Origin of the sequence: Sphaerisporangium krabiense (assembly GCF_014200435.1) — a bacterium.
GTDB classification, from domain to species: Bacteria; Actinomycetota; Actinomycetes; order Streptosporangiales; family Streptosporangiaceae; genus Sphaerisporangium; species Sphaerisporangium krabiense.
Genome location: NZ_JACHBR010000001.1, coordinates 637,079 through 655,167, shown reverse-complemented (window position 1 = coordinate 655,167; position 18,089 = coordinate 637,079). Strand labels below are relative to the sequence as shown.

General features: G+C 70.5%; 15 protein-coding genes and 1 pseudogene. 8 read left to right on the top strand and 8 right to left on the bottom strand.

Translation table 11 applies throughout. The features are described 5' to 3' along the window. Positions 1-6: 6 nt before the first annotated feature. Both BJ981_RS02695 and BJ981_RS02690 read right to left on the bottom strand, forming a co-directional pair. A complete protein-coding gene (locus tag BJ981_RS02695; protein ID WP_184608145.1) occupies positions 7-303 on the bottom strand; it encodes a UBP-type zinc finger domain-containing protein in 297 nt (98 codons plus the stop codon). A gap of 125 nt (positions 304-428) precedes the next feature. Then, complete coding sequence (locus BJ981_RS02690; protein WP_184608144.1) at positions 429-839, bottom strand: hypothetical protein; 411 nt, start codon at positions 837-839, stop codon at positions 429-431. Positions 840-923: 84 nt separating this feature from the next. Here BJ981_RS02690 and purN point away from each other — a divergent pair, with 84 nt between their 5' ends. Together purN and purH are read left to right on the top strand one after the other, a co-directional pair. Continuing rightward, the gene (purN, locus tag BJ981_RS02685) at positions 924-1,547 is read left to right on the top strand and encodes a phosphoribosylglycinamide formyltransferase (RefSeq protein WP_184615541.1); all 624 of its coding nucleotides are present in this window, start codon (positions 924-926) and stop codon (positions 1,545-1,547) included. Between the two features lie 114 nt (positions 1,548-1,661). After that, the gene (gene purH, locus BJ981_RS02680) at positions 1,662-3,206 is read left to right on the top strand and encodes a bifunctional phosphoribosylaminoimidazolecarboxamide formyltransferase/IMP cyclohydrolase (RefSeq protein WP_184608143.1); all 1,545 of its coding nucleotides are present in this window, start codon (positions 1,662-1,664) and stop codon (positions 3,204-3,206) included. Positions 3,207-3,331: 125 nt separating this feature from the next. Here purH and BJ981_RS02675 read toward each other — a convergent pair whose 3' ends face one another. Both BJ981_RS02675 and BJ981_RS02670 read right to left on the bottom strand, forming a co-directional pair. Further along, complete coding sequence (locus BJ981_RS02675; protein WP_184608142.1) at positions 3,332-4,672, bottom strand: NosD domain-containing protein; 1,341 nt, start codon at positions 4,670-4,672, stop codon at positions 3,332-3,334. A 105-nt stretch (positions 4,673-4,777) separates the two neighbouring features. Next, on the bottom strand, positions 4,778-5,992 hold the full coding sequence (locus tag BJ981_RS02670) for a right-handed parallel beta-helix repeat-containing protein (protein WP_184608141.1): 1,215 nt from the start codon (positions 5,990-5,992) through the stop codon (positions 4,778-4,780). A gap of 574 nt (positions 5,993-6,566) precedes the next feature. Here BJ981_RS02670 and BJ981_RS02665 point away from each other — a divergent pair. Further along, the gene (locus tag BJ981_RS02665) at positions 6,567-7,418 is read left to right on the top strand and encodes a bifunctional methylenetetrahydrofolate dehydrogenase/methenyltetrahydrofolate cyclohydrolase (protein WP_184608140.1); all 852 of its coding nucleotides are present in this window, start codon (positions 6,567-6,569) and stop codon (positions 7,416-7,418) included. 21 nt (positions 7,419-7,439) lie between these two features. Here BJ981_RS02665 and BJ981_RS38980 read toward each other — a convergent pair whose 3' ends face one another. Then, entirely contained in the window at positions 7,440-8,312 is an 873-nt protein-coding gene (locus BJ981_RS38980; RefSeq protein WP_239139701.1) for a thiamine pyrophosphate-dependent enzyme, read from the bottom strand. A 56-nt stretch (positions 8,313-8,368) separates the two neighbouring features. After that, positions 8,369-9,226 (bottom strand): annotated as a pseudogene (locus BJ981_RS02655) (2-hydroxyacid dehydrogenase); the annotation flags it as partial. Positions 9,227-9,592: 366 nt separating this feature from the next. Here BJ981_RS02655 and BJ981_RS02650 point away from each other — a divergent pair. The 4 genes from BJ981_RS02650 to BJ981_RS02635 are packed head-to-tail and all read left to right on the top strand — an operon-like array spanning position 9,593 to position 14,248. Then, positions 9,593-11,440: an SCO2524 family protein gene (locus tag BJ981_RS02650; RefSeq protein WP_184608137.1), complete on the top strand. Its 1,848-nt coding sequence runs from the start codon at positions 9,593-9,595 to the stop codon at positions 11,438-11,440. After that, complete coding sequence (locus tag BJ981_RS02645; RefSeq protein ID WP_184608136.1) at positions 11,440-12,351, top strand: SCO2523 family variant P-loop protein; 912 nt, start codon at positions 11,440-11,442, stop codon at positions 12,349-12,351. Before BJ981_RS02650 ends, BJ981_RS02645 begins: the two co-directional genes overlap by 1 nt. After that, positions 12,348-13,304 (top strand): SCO2522 family protein, encoded by a 957-nt coding sequence (locus BJ981_RS02640; RefSeq protein WP_184608135.1) that lies wholly within the window; start codon positions 12,348-12,350, stop codon positions 13,302-13,304. Before BJ981_RS02645 ends, BJ981_RS02640 begins: the two co-directional genes overlap by 4 nt. A 14-nt stretch (positions 13,305-13,318) precedes the next feature. Continuing rightward, positions 13,319-14,248 (top strand): SCO2521 family protein, encoded by a 930-nt coding sequence (locus BJ981_RS02635; RefSeq protein ID WP_184608134.1) that lies wholly within the window; start codon positions 13,319-13,321, stop codon positions 14,246-14,248. 79 nt (positions 14,249-14,327) lie between these two features. Here BJ981_RS02635 and BJ981_RS02630 read toward each other — a convergent pair whose 3' ends face one another. Together BJ981_RS02630 and BJ981_RS02625 are read right to left on the bottom strand one after the other, a co-directional pair. After that, the gene (locus BJ981_RS02630) at positions 14,328-15,509 is read right to left on the bottom strand and encodes an NAD(P)/FAD-dependent oxidoreductase (RefSeq protein WP_184608133.1); all 1,182 of its coding nucleotides are present in this window, start codon (positions 15,507-15,509) and stop codon (positions 14,328-14,330) included. A gap of 161 nt (positions 15,510-15,670) precedes the next feature. Beyond that, the gene (locus BJ981_RS02625; protein WP_184608132.1) at positions 15,671-16,786 is read right to left on the bottom strand and encodes a right-handed parallel beta-helix repeat-containing protein; all 1,116 of its coding nucleotides are present in this window, start codon (positions 16,784-16,786) and stop codon (positions 15,671-15,673) included. Between the two features lie 687 nt (positions 16,787-17,473). On the opposite strand from BJ981_RS02625, the gene BJ981_RS02620 reads away from it, so the two are divergent. Next, positions 17,474-17,905 carry an ATP-binding protein gene (locus tag BJ981_RS02620; RefSeq protein ID WP_184608131.1) on the top strand — a complete coding sequence of 144 codons (432 nt, stop codon included), beginning with the start codon at positions 17,474-17,476 and terminating at the stop codon, positions 17,903-17,905. Positions 17,906-18,089: the final 184 nt, after the last annotated feature.

Genomic DNA, 18,089 nt, shown 5'->3' with positions numbered 1-18,089 from the left:
GCCGTCCTACACGTGCGCGCGGATGCCCTTGCCGCTCGGGGAGGGCTCGAAGAGCACCTGGTCGGCGAAGCACCACGCCCAGTCCTCGCCGGGCTCGAAGGACTCGGCGATGGGGTGGCCCACCCCCGCGGCGTGCCGGGAGGCGTGGCGGTTCGGCGAGGAGTCGCAGCAGCCGACGTGACCGCAGCTGAGGCAGGTCCGCAGGTGGACCCAGCGCCCCCCGCTGGCCAGGCAGTCCTCGCAGCCGAGGTCGGTGCGCGGCTCGACGTCGCGCAGCAGTTCCAGGTGTGTGCAGACGCTCACGGCTTCTCCTCGGTTGGGAACGGCACCGCCACCGCACTGTACCGGCCTCCCGGCCTCCCGGGACCGCCACGACCGGATCCCGCCCGTACCAGGTCAGGTCCGGGTGCGGTGCGCCCGCGCCCGGCTCACGAGGGCAGGGAGAACCGCAGGCTGCCCTCCGGCAGGAAGGGGAGCCTGCGCTCCATGTCACGCTGGAGGTCGGTGGCGCAGATCTGCTGGGCGGTGGTGGTGCCGGCGCCCTTCATGCACTCGGTGTAGGAGCTCAGCTCGTTGCCGAAGTACGTCTGGAACCAGGCCATCAGAGCGGCCAGCACGATCGACGCCGACGAGATCAGCGACCCGAGCACGGGCATCAGCACGGACCTCTTCTTGCGCGCCAGCGCCTGCCAGCCGCGCACGCTGACGACGATCGAGAAGACGCCCAGGGCCAGGCCCAGCACCGGGAACATGAGCGTCAACGCCAGCGCGCCGATGGACAGCAGCAGCGCCCGGCGCCCGATCTCGACCCCCGAGGCGTCCGCGGGTTGGTGAAGCACCTGACCTCCTCTGCGTTGGAGAGCGTGGCGGGGCCTATACGCTGACTGCCGTACCCGTCAACGTCGCCCCGAAGGAGTGCAGCCCTGTCGGCTCGGCTCGTGGTCCTCGTCTCCGGTTCAGGGACCAACCTACAGGCCATCATGGACGCCGCCGCTGACGAAGGCTACGGCGCCCGCGTCGTCGCGGTCGGCGCCGACCGCGACGACATCGAGGGCCTGGCCCGCGCGCGTCGTGCGGGTCTGCCCACCTTCGTCGTCAAGGTGGCCGATCACGCGACCCGGGAGGGCTGGGACGAGGCCCTGTGCGCGCGCATCGCCGAGCACCGGCCCGATCTGGTGGTGTCCGCCGGGTTCATGAAGATCCTCGGCCCGCGCGTGCTCCAGGCGTTCACCGTCGTCAACACCCACCCGGCCCTGCTGCCGGCGTTCCCCGGCGCCCGCGCGGTGCCGCAGGCCTTGGCCTACGGGGTGCGCGTCACCGGCTGCACGGTGCATCTGGTCGACGCGGGCGTGGACACCGGCCCGGTGATCGCGCAGGAGCCGGTGGCCGTGGAGGATGGTGACGACGAGCGGTCCCTCCACGAGCGCATCAAGATCGTCGAGCGCCGCCTGCTCGTCGACGTCGTCGGCCGCATGGCCAGGCACGGCTGGACGCTCACCGGTCGTCACGTCCGCCTTGGCGCGGCAGCGGGCGACGGCGGACAGTAGTGGGAGGGCGCGGAGGCGCGCGGCCCGGGAGGTCCCGGCGCGCGACGTCCCGCCAGTGGCAACCTCCGGACCGCCCGGTGCGCCGGGCCGCCCGGACACAGGGAGGAGCACGAAGTGACCCGCATCGCCATCCGGCGCGCGCTGATCACCGTATATGACAAGTCCGGGCTGGAGGAGCTGGTCCGGGCGCTGGACGCCGCCGGCGTCGAGATCGTGTCCACGGGCGGCACGGCCTCGAAGATCGCGTCCTTCGGCGTGCCGGTCACCCCGGTCGAGTCGCTGACCGGCTTCCCCGAGTGCCTGGGCGGCCGGGTCAAGACCCTGCACCCCCGGGTCCACGCCGGCCTGCTGGCCGACGGGAACAACCCCTCTCACGTGAAGCAGCTCGAAGAGCTGGAGATCGAGCCGTTCCAGCTCGTCGTGGTCAACCTGTACCCGTTCCAGCAGACGGTGGCCTCCGGCGCCTCGCCCGAGGAGTGCGTCGAGCAGATCGACATCGGCGGGCCCGCGATGATCCGCGCCGCGGCCAAGAACCACGGCACGGTCGCCGTCGTCGTGGACCCGCGCGGGTACGGCGACGTGCTGCGGGCGGTCGAGGAGGGCGGCTTCACCGAGCCGCAGCGCCGCCGCCTGGCAGCCCAGGCGTACGCCCACACCGCCGCCTACGACACCGCGGTGGCCTCGTGGTTCGGCAACGTCTACGCCCCCGAGGACGCGGGCTGGCCCACGTTCATGGGCGCGGCCTGGCAGCGCCGCGCCGTCCTGCGCTACGGCGAGAACCCGCACCAGGGGGCCGCGCTGTACTCGGGCTCCGAGGACGGCCTGGCCGGCGCCGAGCAGTTGCACGGCAAGGAGATGTCCTACAACAACTACCTGGACGCCGACGCCGCCTGGCGGGCGGTGTGGGACTTCCCCGAGCCCGCCGTCGCCGTCATCAAGCACGCCAACCCCTGCGGGCTCGCCGTCGGCGCCGACGTCGTCGAGGCGCACCGCAAGGCGCACGACTGCGACCCGCTCTCCGCGTACGGCGGGGTGATCGCCGTCAACCGCGAGGTCACCGGCGCGCTCGCCGAGCAGATCGCGCCGATCTTCACCGAGGTCGTGGTCGCTCCGGAGTTCAGCCAGGAGGCCCTGGCGGTGCTGACGACCAAGAAGAACATCCGGCTGCTGCGCTGCCCGGCCGGGCCGTCCAACACCGCCGAGTTCCGCCGGATCGACGGCGGGCTGCTGGTCCAGACGGTGGACCGCGTGAACGCCCCCGGCGACGACCCCGCCACCTGGGAGCTGAAGGCCGGCGCCCCCGCCTCGCCCGAGGTGCTGGCCGACCTGGCCTTCGCGTGGAAGTCCTGCCGGTCGGTGAAGTCCAACGCGATCCTGCTCGCCGCGGACGGCGCGACGGTCGGCGTCGGCATGGGCCAGGTCAACCGGGTCGACTCCGCGCGCCTCGCCGTGACCCGGGCGGGGGAGCGGGCCGCGGGCGCGGTGGGCGCCTCGGACGCGTACTTCCCCTTCCCCGACGGCCTTCAAGTGCTCATCGACGCCGGGGTGAAGGCCGTGGTCGAGCCGGGCGGCTCCATCCGCGACGAAGAGGTGATCGAGGCCGCCGCCAAGGCCGGCATCACGCTGTACTTCACCGGCACACGGCACTTCTTCCACTGACCGACCGGCGCCGGGCGCGTGTGTCACGCCCGGCGCCGGGGCCGGTCGATCCGCTGTTCCGCCGCCGGGCGTGGGTGAGGACGTCCCCGGCGGGGGCACGGCGCCGACCGGCTGAGCCTGGGCGATCAGCTACAGGTCACGGCCGGGTTGATGGTGACCGTGGGGCCGCCGCCGGGGGTGGGGCGATCGTAGGGGGCCGGGCCGCAGGGGGCGCCGTGGTTGCCGCCTCCGTCGATCACGGAGTCGTGCGGGGCCCAGATGAACCACCCGTTGGTCCGCTTGCCGGAGTTGCCGCTCAGGGTGATCGGCTGGGGGTCGTCCTGCCAGCCGATGTGGATGTCCCCCCGTACCGTGTTGCCGTTCGGATCCGTGACGCTCTCGGGGTCGGCGCCGTTCCTCACGAAGGTGTTGCCGGTGATCTGGCTGGCCACCGGATGGGCTTTGAAGATATAGATGCCCGCCGTCCGGTTGTGAATGAACTCGTTGTTCTTGACGATACCGGTGAACCAGGAGCCGTAGATGGCGATCGAGTTGTCCTTGAACGTGTTGTTCTCGACCACGGTCGGTCTGGCCGCGTCACCCAGGCCCAGCGCGTTGTCAGAGTTCTTGAACACGTTGTCGTGGAACCTGTTGCCATTGCTATAGGCATAGACGGAGACGGAGAAGTCGTCGAGAACGCTTTTCGTGATGACACCGTTGTCCGACTGGCCGACGACGAGACCGCCGTCGATCAGCTTGGTCGACGAGATCGAGAAGTTGTTGCCCCTGGTCATGCCGTGGCTTCCATGCAGCGTGCAGTGGTCGACGGTGAGCGGGGAATCCAGCATGTAGGTTCGTTCTATCTGGCACCTGCTTCGCGAGCCGGTGATCGTAAGGTCCGAGTGGAACGCGTAGATAGAGCCGTAGGAGCCGCCACCCGAATTGGTCAGGTTCACGAGTCTCGTGCCCGTCGCCTGCTCCAGATAGATCTGGTATTTGAAACCTTCTATTCTTCCGTCGCGGATGACGGTGTTCGACCAGTTCTCCGGTGTGTGCAGTCCGGAGCTGATGCCGAAGTTGATTCCCTCGCTCGGCCCTGAGATCGTGTGGCCGTTGAGGTCGATCGTGATGTCGTTCGCGCCGATGATGATGCCGTCGCCGGTGCAGACGAGGTCTTCTTCCAGTTTGACGCTGGTGACCAGGAGCATGCCGCAGCCGAAGCCGACGGGCGGCGGTGCCAGGCGGGTCGGTCGGGGCGGGAGGGGCACCATCGGTGGTAGGGGTTCGGTGCGCGGATCGGGCGGCGCGACGGCGGTGCCCCCGTCTGTCGCGTCCCCTCCTGGCGTGGCGGCGTTCGCCGGGACCTGGCCGAGTGTCATGCCGAGCAGCGCGACGAGCAGGAAGGCGAGGAAACCCCTTGTGCGCCACCCTGCCGGTCGTGCCGACCGAGGGCTGGCTTTTGCTCGGATCTCGTGGTGTGGGCGCATTTCTCTCCTTTCATGGTGTTGCTGGACATCGAAGGAAAGCGGCACGGTCCATGGCCGGCTCTCCGGCCGATCGAACGAAGGGACCGGACCCTTGGGTGTGGTCCGTCAGCTACAGGTCACGGCCGGGTTGATGGTGACCGTGGGGCCGCCGCCGGGGGTGTGCTGCTCGTAGGGGGGCGGGCCGCAGGGGGCGCCGTGGTTGCCGCCGCCGTCGATCACGGAGTCGTGCGGCGCCCAGATGAACCAGCCGGTGGTGCGCGTGCCGACGTTGCCGCTGACGGTGATCGGCTTGGGGTCGTCCTTCCAGCCGAGGTGGATGTCCCCTTGCACGGGGTTGCCGTCCGGATCGGTGCGCCCGCTGGGGGCCCTGCCGTTCCTGGCGAAGGTGTTGCCGGCGATCGCGCCCGTCACGCCCTGGGCGTTGCGGATGTAGACGCCGGCCGTCGCGTTGCGGATGAATTCGTTGTTCTTCACGATGCCGCTGAAGTAGTAGCCCTCGACGGCCACGGAATTGTCCCTGAAGGAATTGTGCTCGACCACCGTCGGCACCGAGGTGTCGCCCAGCCAGAGCGCGGTCTCGGAGTTCTTGAACACGTTGTCGTGAACCTTGTTACCGCGGCTCTCCGCGTAGAAGGACAACGACCAGTCGTCGAGAACGCTGCCGGTGATGACGCCGTTGTCCGACTGGCCGACGCCGAGGCTTCCGCCGATGAACCGGCTGGAGGTTATGGAGAATCCGTTGCCCCGGTTCAGGCCGTTGTCGCCGTGAATCGTGCAGTGGTCGACGGTCAGCGCGGAATCCTGGACGTACAGCCCTTCGATGACGCATCTGCCGCGCGAGCCGGTGATCGCGAGACCCGCCCCGAGCAGCGCCTGGATGCGGCCTCCGGAGTTGGTCACGTTGACGAGCCGTGTGCCGGTCGAACGCTCCACGTAGATCCCGACGGGGAAGCCGTCGATCCTGCCGTTGCGGATGACGGTGCCCGGCCAGTATCCGGTCGCGTGGTCGCCGACCGTGATGCCGTATCCCGTGCCCGACCCCGAGATCGTGTGCCCGTTGAGGTTGATCGTGACGTTGGCCGCGCCGATGATCGGGCCGTCGCCCTCGCAGGTGAGGTCCTCGGTCAGGGTGACGCTGGTGACCAGCAGCTTCCCGCAGCCGAAACCGGTCGGCGGAGGGGCGAAGAGGGACGGCCTGGGGCTGATGGTGATCTCCGAGAGGGAGAACGGCGGCGCGGGGTCGGCGACCGGGCCGGGCGGCGCGACGGCGGCGCCCCCGGTCAAGGTGGCGGCGCTCGCCGGGATCCGCCCGAGTGCCATGCCGAGCAGCGCGGTGAGCAGGAAGAGGGCCGAACCCGCTCGGCGCCACCCTGCCGGCCAAGGGAGATTTCTCGCCTGCCTTTTCTCGTGTGGCAGCACTTTTGTCCTTTCCTGTGCCGTTGAGGGGCCTCGAAAGGGGAGCCGGTTATGGCACGTTCCACGACCGGCCCGCCCGATCGACCGGACGAAGGAATCGCGAGATTGCTCAATGGACACGTATCCGTCGTAACGGGCTTACGGCCACGAAGATTGTGGTCAGCCGAATCGGATCAGCGTGTCGTTATGCTGACGAGCAGTTCCTCCGGATATGAGGGACAACGCGGCTATTATGAACTAAGTGATCTCGGATTGACGAGAGACTTCGGCCGCCTGTTTACGACGTCGCGCACGACTTCACATTCGCCGTCCGCCACGTATGATGGTTCGCCTCTCACGCGGGGAGCCGTCCGGTACCGGCGCCGGGGCGCGCGGGATTCCCGCCGCCGCCGAGCAGGGGGGCGGCGCGGGAGACGGGCCGCCCGATCGGGCCGGTCGGCGCGTGGCGGGCGCGGGCGGCATGGGAGGATGGCGAGTTGTGAGCGCGCAGATTCTCGATGGCAAGGCCACCGCGGCAAAGATCAAGTCCGACCTCGCGCGGCGCGTCGCCCGGCTGACCGCCGAGGGCGTCACGCCCGGTCTCGGCACGGTCCTCGTCGGGGACGACCCGGGCAGTCAGATCTACGTCGCCGGCAAGCACCGCGACTGCGCGGAGGTCGGCATCGCCTCGATCCGCAAGGACCTTCCCGAGACGGCCACGCAGGCCGAGGTCGAGGCCGCGATCGACGAGCTCAACGCCGACCCGGCCTGCACGGGCTACATCGTCCAGCTCCCCCTGCCCCGCCACCTCGACGCCCAGGCGCTGATCGAGCGCATGGACCCGTCCAAGGACGCCGACGGCCTGCACCCGGTGAACCTGGGCCGTCTGGTCCACATGGTCGACGCCCCGCTGCCCTGCACCCCGCGCGGCATCGTGGCCCTGCTGCAGGAGTACGGCGTGCCGATCAAGGGGGCCGAGGTCGCCGTCATCGGCCGCGGCATCACCGTCGGCCGTCCGCTCGGCCTGCTGCTCACCCGGCGCACCGAGAACGCCACCGTCACCCTCTGCCACACCGGCACGCAGGACCTGGCCGCCCACGTGCGCGGGGCCGACATCGTCGTGGCCGCCGCCGGGGTGCCCGGCCTGATCACGCGCGAGATGGTCAAGCCCGGCGCGGCCGTCCTGGACGTCGGCGTCTCGCGCCTCGACGGCAAGCTCGCGGGCGACGTCTCCCTGGAGGTCAAGGAGGTCGCGGGGTTCTTCTCGCCGAACCCCGGCGGCGTGGGCCCGATGACCCGCGCGATGCTCCTCACCAACGTCGTCGAGTCCGCGGAACGCCGCGCCCGCTGACCGTGTCCCGGGTGCCCCCGGTCACTCGGGACCGTCGTCTCCGCAGGGCTCGGTGAAGGTGATCACAGTGGGGACGGGGGTCCGCAGGGCCTCCTCCACGGCCTCCCGCAGCCCCTCGGGCGACTTCACCGCGCGGCCGTGCGCGCCGTAGGCCTCGGCGAGCACGGGGAAGTCCGGCCCGTGCAGGTCGACGGCCACCGGGCGCATGCCCTTGCGCACCATCTCCTCCCTGATCTCCCCGAATCCCCCGTTCAGCGCGACGATCACGGGCAGGCTCAGGCCCAGCTCCACGGCCATCGCCAGCTCCTGGAGGCTGAACTGCAGCGCGCCGTCGCCGGCCAGCACGGCGACGGGCCGGTCCGGGCGGCCGAGCTTCGCGCCGATCCCCGCGGGCAGCGCGAAGCCGAGCGTGCCGAACCCGGCGGGGAAGAGGAACCGCCCCGGCGGGTCGATGACCATGCCGACCAGGGCCCCGTGGTAGACGACCATCGAGTTGTCGCCCACGATGATCGCGTCCTCGGGCAGGGCCTGGCCGAGCGCGCGCAGGTATCCGGTCCAGCGCCCGGTCAGCTTCTCCTGTTCGGCGCGGTAGTCGCATCCCGGCCCTTCCCGTGACGCCGGGCCCGCGACGTCCCGGAGGTGATCCCCGAGCCCTTGGACGGCGAGCGCGGCGTCGGCCACGATCGCCACGTCGGCCACGTGGTCGCCGTACATCTGGGCGGGGTCCACGTCCACGCGGATCAGCGTGCCGGTGAGCGCGAAGCGCTCCTCCCACAGGTCGGCGGGGCCGAGTTCGGTGCCGATGGCCAGCACGACGTCGCAGGTGGCGAGCCAGTGGCGCACGGTCTCCAGGTGCAGGGTCGCGCCCAGGCAGAGCCGGTGGCTCTCCGGCACCACGCCCTTGCCGCTGACGGTGGTGACCACGCGGGCGCCGACCCGCTCGCGGATCGGGTCATTCGATCCATGGCCTGGCGCGTGTGCGAGGCGATATGGCCGGTGACCAGGAGCCGGTCGGGGAATTCCGCGCGAATCCGGAGACCGAAATAGGAGTCGCCGCCGTAGAAGCCGTCGAAGACGGCGACCGCCACACGATCTTCCCTCATGCCGTTGTACAGCGCCTCCGCGTCCACGATGCCCGGGCGCGCGACGTTCACCAGAATGGCGCCGCGCCTCAGCCGGGAGATCACCGAGGAGTCCACCATGGATTTCGTCCCGCCGTTCTCCGGTGTCGCGATCACCAGCGCGTCGCTGAACTCGCACAACTCGTGGAGCGGGAGATACGGCATGTCGAGGGAGACCTCGACGTGGGGCTTTCTGGTGCGACTGTAATATGCGACCCTCGTGCCGAGAGTGTGCCGCAGCATTTCCGCGACGCGGGTGCCGATGGCCCCCAAGCCGATGATGCCGACTTTGAGCTGGCTGAGCTCGTTCGGGAGTTCCTCACCCTCCGACCATTCGGGGACCACACGGCCCAGATGGCGCGTGATGCGAAGGTTGGCGTTGATGATCTGGCCGACGGCGAATGTGGCGACCGAGTCGGTGGCGGCGCCCGGGGTGTTGGTCACGACGATGCCGAGGCGTTCGGCGGCGGCCACGTCCACGAAGTTCTCGTAGCCTACGCCCAGGAACGCCACGACCTTGAGAGTGCCCGCGGCCGCCCGTAACGCGGCCTCGGTGGCACGCTCCTCGCCACCGTGCAGGTAAGCGACCGCGCCGTCGAGTTCGCGCACGAGATCCTTTTCCGAGAGGACCTCGCTCGGCCGCCATGGCACGAGCCCTCGAATCAGCAGGGGGCTCAGAAGTGACATGTCGATGGCGGCACCGGTGACCAGGACTCTTTTGCCGTGGAAGGTATGCCTGTCTCTGGCCGTCGGCTGAGATGCGTGGTGGTCGCGACCGTCCGCGGGTGCCGATTCACAGGGCATTTCTTCGTGCTCCCAACTAAGGCTGGATGTCCGTTTTGTCGAACCACTCCTGTTGCCTGCGAACACGCGCGCGCACTTATTCGGCCGTTCAGGCGGCGAATGCATTGCGATGGTATAAGGGTAAGGGGCGTGTCGCTTTTGAAGGCAAACGTGAAGGCAAACGTGATGGCGAACCCCGGCTGAGTGGTAAAGATCCACTCGCCGCCACTCGGCTGCCTATGCGCGACCCTGAGTATAGGGAGGACGCACATGAGACTGCAGCCCCGCCAGCAGCTTCTGGAGCTATGGGAGGCCGCCGCCCGCACGTCGTACCGCGGCGGGGGATGGACGTGGGGCGGACACGGCGGGTCCAACTCGATCTCCGACGCGGAACAGTTGCTGTGCTTCATATATCCGGCCTCGGAACTTCCCGGCCTCCGGTTGGACACGCCGGATCAGACCGCCGACGACGTTCTCGCCGCGTTGTCCGGTCTCGGGGACTCCGTCGAGATTCCCAGACTTCTTCTGAGGGTGATCGGCGCGTACATCCGCACCTACACCGCCGGGGACGGCCGGCCGATCTTCTCCGGGGGCGGCTACTTCCGCGCCGTGGACGAGAACGCCGAGATCACCCCCGACCAGCTCCGGCTCGACGTCGTGGACTCGTTCTCCATATCGGTCACGCTCATGCTGGGCACGCTGGGCTTCCTCAAGCTCTTCCGGCAGAGTGTGCGCAGGGAGGCGATCCGCGCCGAGATCGCGCTGATCGAAAGGGAGGCCGGCAAGCGGCTGTCGGCCGCCATGGTGGGCTTGCTGCGCAGCTTCACGGTCAACGCCTTCGACCCCGGCTCGGCGGCGGGGCGCGCGCTGCTCAAGTCCGTCGATCAGACCGGGGCGCCCACCCGCCGCGTGCTGGACGACCTGCGCCGCGGACTGGGGCCGGTCCGCGCGGGCCTGCGCGACCTCACCGTCGGCTCGGGCAGCCAGGTGGATCTGGACAACGACAACCTGCTCTTCGAGTGCGGGTGGTCCTGGGGCATCGTCAAGGACGCGCCCGACATCGTGACCTCGCTCGACATCGGCCCCCAGCCCAAGGGCATCGCCGCCGACGCCCCGCGCCTCTGTTTCACGGTCAACGCCCTCGCCGGCATCGCCGATCTGTTCTCCCAGCGCACGCGCGTCCTCGGCCTGCTGAACGACGAGCAGCTCACCCTGGCCCAGGCGCTCCAGCGCCGCTGGGACCTGACCCGCCTCTACTGGCGCACGATCGCCACGTTCGGCCGCGGCGCCTGGCCGCTGGAGGACATCCCTTGGCGGACGACCAACGAGAAGGAGTCGGACTACTACAGCCTCCTGGTGTCGGCCATCGTGGTGCAGAGTCTGGTGAACGACGCCGGCGGCCGGGCCGCCTCCGATGTCGACCTCGGCCGGATCACCGGAGTGCTGGAAGAGCTCGCCATGCGGGCGCGGATCACCCGGCGCGCCGTCCCGGGCGACCCCGCCGTGCGCATGCACCACCCCGGAGTCGCCGCCGGCCTGCACGGCTCGGACGCGCTCGGGCCGAGCCTGATCTGGATGCTCTCCGACTTCTCGACCACTCTGCTGAAACACACGATCTGGGCCGCGTCCGTCGCCCGGCACACCGCCGTCCGCGAACGGCTGCTGCGGCTCGCCGACGGCATCTGGCGGCACGTGGAGCTGCGCCGGTGCGCCGACGGCGCGGCGCGCGGGCTGTGGGACCAGCCCGGCAACGTCTTCCCCGACATCGAGGCCCGCCACGACGAGCCCTGCTGGTACGTCACTGAGCGCGTGGTCGAGGTCCTCGTGTCGGCGGCGAAGTCCAGCGGTGACGCGCCGCCGCGCAGCCCCGACCTGGTGGAGCTGGCCCATCAGATGCTGGGCGAGGCCGAGCACCTGCTGGACCAGGAGCTGGTGAGCCGTCCGCTGGTGGCCGGCCAGACCATCCAGCCGAGGCTGCGCGGCATCCAGGCGGGCCTGCAGCGGGCGCGGGCCATCGTCGGCGACAGGCCCGCCACCGCGCAGGCGCTGATCTACGACGCCCTGCTCGCCCTGGAAGGGCTGGCGGCCGCACGGGACAGCGCGTCGGAGGCCGTCTGATGCTGGTGTTCGTGATCTCCGACAAGGGCGGCACCGGGCGGTCGGTCACCGGGACCAACATCGTCTACCGCCACGCCCTGCAGGGCAACGACGTCTGCTACCTGGACTTCGACTTCGGCTCGCCGACGGCGGGCGCCATCTTCGGCGTCGGCGCGGTGGCACGCGGCATCAGGTCCGGCGGCCTGCACGAGTACCTGCGCGGGGAGGTCGCCGAGCCGCGGCGCGTCGACGTGTGGGGGGAGTCGGACCGCGAGGGGCTCAGGAGCAGGCCCTCCGGCGCCGGGCGCATGATCCTCTACCCCGGCAGCGAGGGCGGCGGCGAGCTGTCGGCGGTGGACGACGAGATGGTGCGCAGGTGCGGGCGGTTGTTCGGCCTGCTGGAGGAGGAGTACGACCTGTGCATGGTGGACGTGAGCGCCGGGCGCTCGTTCACCGCCGAGATGATCCTCAAGGTCACCTCCCGGGCGCAGCTCCCCTTCCGCTGGCTGGTCTTCCATCGCTGGACCCGCCAGCACATCATCGCGGCCGCCGGCCTCGTCACCGGCGCCGACGGCCTCCTCGAGGTCGGCGCCCGGTACGGCCACGACGCCGAGGTCCTGCGCGACCGCATCCGCTTCGTCAGGACCGCGGTCCTGGAGGCCGGCGCCGCCGAGCTGGAGGGGCTGCGCGACGAGCAGCGGGCGTGGCTGAGCGCCTGTGACGGCGAGCTGCGCGAGCTGGCGGGACGGCACGGCGTCGGCCGTACGGCGATGCTGGGGAAGGTGCCGCTCGACCCGGTCCTGCAGTGGCGCGAGCAGCTCATCACCGACGAGGACGTCCTCGTCAGCAAGATCGCCAACGCCGAGACCGCCGAGGCGTTCGAGAACCTCGCCAAGAAGATCATCGACGACAGCGCGTGGGAGGGGTTGTGACGTCCGTCGACGCGGCGTTCGGGGAGACCTCCGCCGAACGCAGGGTCTCCTTCGCCCCGTTGTCCCATGTCTCGGTCGAGCTGGGACATCTCTACATGGAGGACTTCCAGGCCGGGCCCGAGCGGCTGGAGGCGCAGTTCCGCCGGGTCGCGCCCTGGCTGGAGGCCGTCCGCTCGGCCTGGCGGGGACGCGTGGGGTCCCAGTCCGCCCGGATCAGCACCTGCTTCCTGATCGACGACTACTTCAGCCGCTTCGGCACCCCGGCCGCGCTGGCCCCCATGGTGCTGGACGTGGCCGAGAGGTGCGGGCTGCGCGTCGACTACCTGGCGCGCGAGTCCGCCTGCGCGACCGCCGACGGGCTCGACCTCGCGCGGCTGGTCGCCGACCGCATCGTCTCGGATCCGCCGCCCGGCACGAACGGCTCCCGCCCGCCGGTCATGGAGTCGGGCTGGTTGTGCAACGGAGTACGCTCGCCGTCCGGGGCGGGCGCGCAGGCCATGGGCAAGGAGCGGCGGTGGGCGCCCCCGGTGCAGAACGCCAAGCGCGGCCACTCCGTCTTCGTGGACGTGGAGCTGTGGGACGAGAAGGGCGCCGAGCGCGTCTGGTCCTGCCCGTTCCTCGCTTCGGTCTGGCAGCTCCTGCGCCTCGGGGCGCTGCGCGACAACGGCGCGCTGCCCGTACGTCCGAGGCCGCGGCCGGCCGCCTGGCCCGAGGACTGGGACGCCCTGCCCGCCGTCGTCCGCCTGCGCGACGACGCCGCGCCGTTCACCGCCTACACCACCATGTCCGTGCTGTCCCCGCGGTTCCTGCCGGTCGAGCTGGCCGTGCGCACGATCCTGAGCCAGGTCGCCGTGGACCCTGAGGTCCTGCGGCAGCTCAAGGAACGCGGCGGGGAAGAGGGCGTCGAGCTCGCCGACGAGCTCGTCGACCGCGTCTTCTACGTCTTCGGCTAGCGGACGGGACGCCGATGCTGGTGCTGGGAGAGGTCAGGACCGCGCTGCTGCAGAACTCCGGTCAGATCGACGGCGACGCGTGCGCGAGCGTGCTCGCGCTGACGGCGGGCGAGCCCGTGCGGCTGTCCTGGCGTCCCATCGCCTACGCCGTCTCGCCGGATCGCCTGGCCGGCGTCGACTGCGGGCTTCCCTCGGCGTCCCGCGCGCGGGTCCGCGGCGTCGGCACGGTGCTGGCCCGCGGCACGATCACGGGCGGCCGTGTCGTGCAGGGCTCCGCGCACGCCCGCGTCGAGCGGGGCGCCGACCGCAGGCTCCCGTGGTCCCACTACATGGCCCGCCCCGGGGTCGTCGAGGTGCTCGGGAAGGTCAAGGCCGCGGACGTCGCCGAGGGCTTCGGCGGCGACCCGGCCCCGGACGGGCTCGACCTGGGATCGATCGGCGCCCGCCTCGTGGACCTCATCCAGGCGTCCCGGCACCTCGACCGCCGGGCCTCGTTCAAGGCCGCGCGGACCCTGGTGCGCTGGGTCGCCGAGACGGGGGAGCCCGCGATCCGCTTCACCGTCCGCGAGGACGGCCTGCGCACCCTGCGCGTGGTCCACGCCGGCCCGTTCACCCCGGCCGTGCTCAGCCTCTGCGAGGACCTGGCGCTGCACGACTGGCTGCTGACCACGGTGCTGCGGATGGCGGAGAAGGCCGGCATCGGGGTCAGGGCCGACGCCGCGGCCCGGCTGGCGCCCGCCATCGACCACCTGCTCCACCTGTGGATGCCCGCCGCGCACGTCGATCCCTCGCTGCTCCCCTTCTGGGAGAGCCTCGATCGCAGGTCCGGGTTCACCCGCCAGTGGCTGACGCTCGTCGACCGCATCCGGGACCAGGTCGCGGTGAACACGCTGGCCCTGCTCCACGCGACCGCGGCGCGGAAGCCGGGAAGCCGGGACATCTGAGGGAATGATCGAGGCCGCGAGTGGAAGCCGTCCCCGCGTTCGGCCGCACCGCCCAGGATCGTCCGCGCGTTACGCGAGATCAAGCGGCCGCGGAGGCAGGGACGAACTCGCGATCGGGGCGGCAGATGGCGAGCAGGGGGCGCAGCTCGGGGGTGATGTCGCCGGTGATCAGGGCGGCGACGAGTTCGGCGGTGGCGGGGGCCAGAGTGATGCCGAGGCCGCTGTGGCCGGTCGCGGCGAGGACGCGGGCGTGGTCGTCGACGTGGCCGATGATCGGCAGGTGGTCGGTGCTGCCGGGGCGCAGGCCCGCCCAGTGGCGCACCACCGGCCATGTCGCCGCCGCGGGCATCAGGGCCGCGACCCCGCGCATGATCTGCTCGCGGGCCGCGGCGGTCGCCGTCGTGTCGCTCACGTACGGCTCGTAGGTGACGCCCATCGCCACCCGGCCGTCGTGCCGCGGCACCAGGTAGGGGAACGCCTCGAAGCCGCCGTCCCGGTACTCGGTGAAGACGTGGTGGCGCAGCGGGTAGCATCGCGCGCCGGGCGGGCGGGTGTCGAACGCCTCGCCCTTGATCGGGAACAGGTGCGCGCGGTGGCCGGGCAGCAGGGCCGGGCTGCGGTGGCCGGCGGCGACCACGACCACGTCCGCCGTGACCCGCTCGCCGTCGCGCAGGTGGACCTCCGCGCCGCCCGGAGTGGAGGTCACCCGCGCCGCGGGCGCGCCCGTCCGCACGCGGATCGGCAGGTCGCCGGCCTTCAGCGCCGTGGTCAGCGCCTCCATGAGCAGCATCGGGTCGAGCGCCAGCTCCTCGGGCAGCAGGAAGCCTCCGGCCACGGCCTCGCTCAGCATCGGCTCCAGTTCCCTGGCGTCGGCGGCGCTGAGGCGGACGACCTCGAACGGCGAGCCCGCCCAGCGCGGCAGCACCTCCTCCTCCAGGCGCCGCATCTCGGTCTCGTCGAGCGCGACCTGGATGTCGCCGCCCTGGAGGACCGGGACCTCCACCCCCGACACCGAGGTCAGCTCGTCCAGCCAGCCGAGGTAGAGGTCGCGGCTGCGCTTGATGACCGTGCTGAGCGGCCCCAGGCAGGAGGGCTCGGTCTGGGTGAGGATGCCTCCCATGGCCGCGCTGGACGCGCCGGAGCCGAGCCGGTCGGCCGCGTCGACGATCAGGACGGTGCGGCCCCGCGCGGCGAGCGCGCGTGCCGCCGCGCAGCCGATCACACCACCACCGATGATCGCGACGTCGCAGGTCTCAGGCACCGAGGCTCCCTGTGCTTCGCCGTCCCCTGCTCCGACAGTAAGCGAGGCGCGGCCCTCCATGGAGGTCACACACCCGTGGCCTCGGCGGCACTGTACCGCGCGCGGACCACGCGGGCCCGGAGATGTCGTCGTCGCGCGGGTGGTCCGTGACGACCCCGGCGTCAGTGGCAGGTCACCGCGGAATTGGGCGAGGGTCCGCAGGGGCTGCCTGTGTTGCCGCCGCCGTCGGTCACGGTGCCGGGGCGGGCGAAGATGAAGTAACCGGCGTTGTCCACCCCGGTGTTGCCGGTCAGGGTGAGGGTCTCGGGCTGGCTCGACCCGATGTGGACGCCGCCGCGTACCGGGGTTCCGGAGGGGTCGGTGAGCCCGCTCGGGGCGCCGCCGTTGCTCTGGAAGACGTTTCCGGTGATGCTCGACGTGGAGATCACGTCGCGGATGTAGATGCCCGCGGTCCGGTTGCCGACGAAGCGGTTCCCGGTGACGGTCTCGCTGAAGATGTAGCTGTTGATGCCGACGTTGTTGTTCTGGAAGGTGTTGTTCTCGAACGTGGCGCCGGGGGACGCGCCGTCCGTCCTGACGGCGACGCCGGCGTTACTGAAGACGTTGTCCCTGAACACGTTGCGACGGCTCTGGTAACCCAGGGAGACAGGGTAGCCGTCGAAGACGTTGCCGGTCACGACGCTGTTGTCGGATTGGCCCAGATGCAGGTGGCCGGCGACGAGCCTGCTGTTCTCGAGCGTCACCGCCGAATCGTAGAACGACGTGTCACCGCGCAGGGTGCAGTGATCGATCGTCAGCTGTGCGTGGCCGCGGGCCACGAAGCCGTCCAGGACACATTGTTCGGGTGTGCCGCTGATCGTCACCGCGGAGGAGGCCTCGATGCCGACCCGTCCTCCGGCGACGGCCACGTTGGTGATCGCCGAGTCGGAGACCCCGACGAACGCGATAGCCTCGGCGAACCCTTCAATCCTGCCGTCGCGTACGGTCAGCCTTTTCCAGGTGTTGCGGCGGTAGCCGGTGTTGCCGATGCCGGAGCCCGAGCCGGGACCGCGGACGGCATGGCCGTTGAGGTCGATCGTGACGTCGTCGGCGCCGATGAGCGGTCCGTCGCCGTCGCAGACGAGGTCCTCGGTGAGGGTGACGCTGGTGGTGAGGACGAGGCCGCATCCCCATCCCGTGGCGGCGCCGGTGGAGCCGGGGACGGAGTCGGCCGCGGCGGGCAGGCCCTGGCCGAGGGGGAGCGCGGCCAGGAGGACGGCGGCAAGGTGCCGTCCCATGCGCCGCTGACGGGGCCGCGCGGGCCGGGGATGACGCTCTGCCCGGCTTAATCGAATCGTGTTCACTGTGCTCCTGTCGATGAGAACGGTTGTTCTTCACGCTTTTTCGGGGTGGGGGGCGGATCATTCCATATTGGAACGTCAATAGCGGTGAAGGATGTGCGCGATCTGGGACTTGACGGCATCCGAGCTGTTCGAGAATTTTTGTACCGTTCCAGATGGGTAAATCGGGCTCTGCGGTAATAGAGAGGGTTAGTGGCGGCCGTCTCAGTATGGCGAGAGCCGTATGGGTTGGCGAGGGGGATGCGCTGTCCAATTGATGACTTTATTTCGGTGTTTGGCGGGCGGCTTAGGGGGTCATCTCTCCGTGGTTCGGGGTGGCTGCCTGTGGGTCCACGGGCCCGGGAGGCTCCCGCGGGGTGTCGCAGGCGGGGTGGGTGCGGACTGGTGGGGCATGCGCCTTGTGCGTGCGCTCACGCGTCCCTTTGGGGGGTCCCCTATCGCGTTAAGCTCCGGCCCGTTTTCGCATTCTCGTTGATGATCTTGAATATGACCCCTTGTGTCGCCTGGGGATGGTGAATCCGCCAAACAAAGTGATTTACACCATTCAATGAAGAATGCCATGCTAAGTACGAGGCCACGCGTACCATGGCGCGGTCCGCCAGGGGGCAAATGAAGGACGGGGCGATGACGGCGATGCCGGAGATCGGGGTGATGGCGACGGCGGATCTGCTGGGGCGGGTGGAGCTTCCCGGCAGGGCGGCGTCGGTAGGGCTGGCGCGGGCGTTCGTGCGGGAGATCCTGCGCACGACCCGCTGCCAGGAGACGGACGACGCGGTGCTGATGGTCAGCGAGCTGGTGACGAACGCGATCCGGTACTCCGGCTCCGGCCGGCGTCCGGACGGGCGGCTCGCCGTCGTGCTGACCGACCACGGCCGCGCCATCCAGGTGGACGTGATCGACGAGGGGGCGAGCGCGCACCCGTACGTCCACAGGGACGTGGGGGAGAGCTCCGAGGGCGGGCGCGGGCTCTGGCTGGTGTGCCAGCTCGCCAGCGCCTGGGGCTGGCGCGCGGATCCGGACGGCCACGTCGTGTGGTTTCAGATGTCCACCATCTGATCGGCACGGCCGGCGCCGGGCACCGACGTGCGGCGACAGATCGCCGAAGCGGTCAGGCACTTTGAAAGAAGACGCCGCCCTGCGTCGATGCAAGATTCTTCCCTAACGCGCATTCCCTTGGGCGTGGTCCGGCGTGCGGCCGGGAGCGCCGCCGCCCGGTCGTCATCTGATAGGGGGAAGATCG

What these genes read in the sequence shown, in the direction of transcription:
- BJ981_RS02675 (WP_184608142.1), bottom strand. Translation starts at nt 4,672, where the DNA reads ATGCGCCCACACCACGAGATCCGAGCAAAAGCCAGCCCTCGGTCGGCA.
- BJ981_RS02670 (WP_184608141.1), bottom strand. Translation starts at nt 5,992, where the DNA reads ATGGCACTCGGGCGGATCCCGGCGAGCGCCGCCACCTTGACCGGGGGC.
- BJ981_RS02650 (WP_184608137.1), top strand. Translation starts at nt 9,593, where the DNA reads ATGAGACTGCAGCCCCGCCAGCAGCTTCTGGAGCTATGGGAGGCCGCC.
- BJ981_RS02645 (WP_184608136.1), top strand. Translation starts at nt 11,440, where the DNA reads ATGCTGGTGTTCGTGATCTCCGACAAGGGCGGCACCGGGCGGTCGGTC.
- BJ981_RS02635 (WP_184608134.1), top strand. Translation starts at nt 13,319, where the DNA reads ATGCTGGTGCTGGGAGAGGTCAGGACCGCGCTGCTGCAGAACTCCGGT.
- BJ981_RS02625 (WP_184608132.1), bottom strand. Translation starts at nt 16,786, where the DNA reads ATGGGACGGCACCTTGCCGCCGTCCTCCTGGCCGCGCTCCCCCTCGGC.
- BJ981_RS02620 (WP_184608131.1), top strand. Translation starts at nt 17,474, where the DNA reads ATGACGGCGATGCCGGAGATCGGGGTGATGGCGACGGCGGATCTGCTG.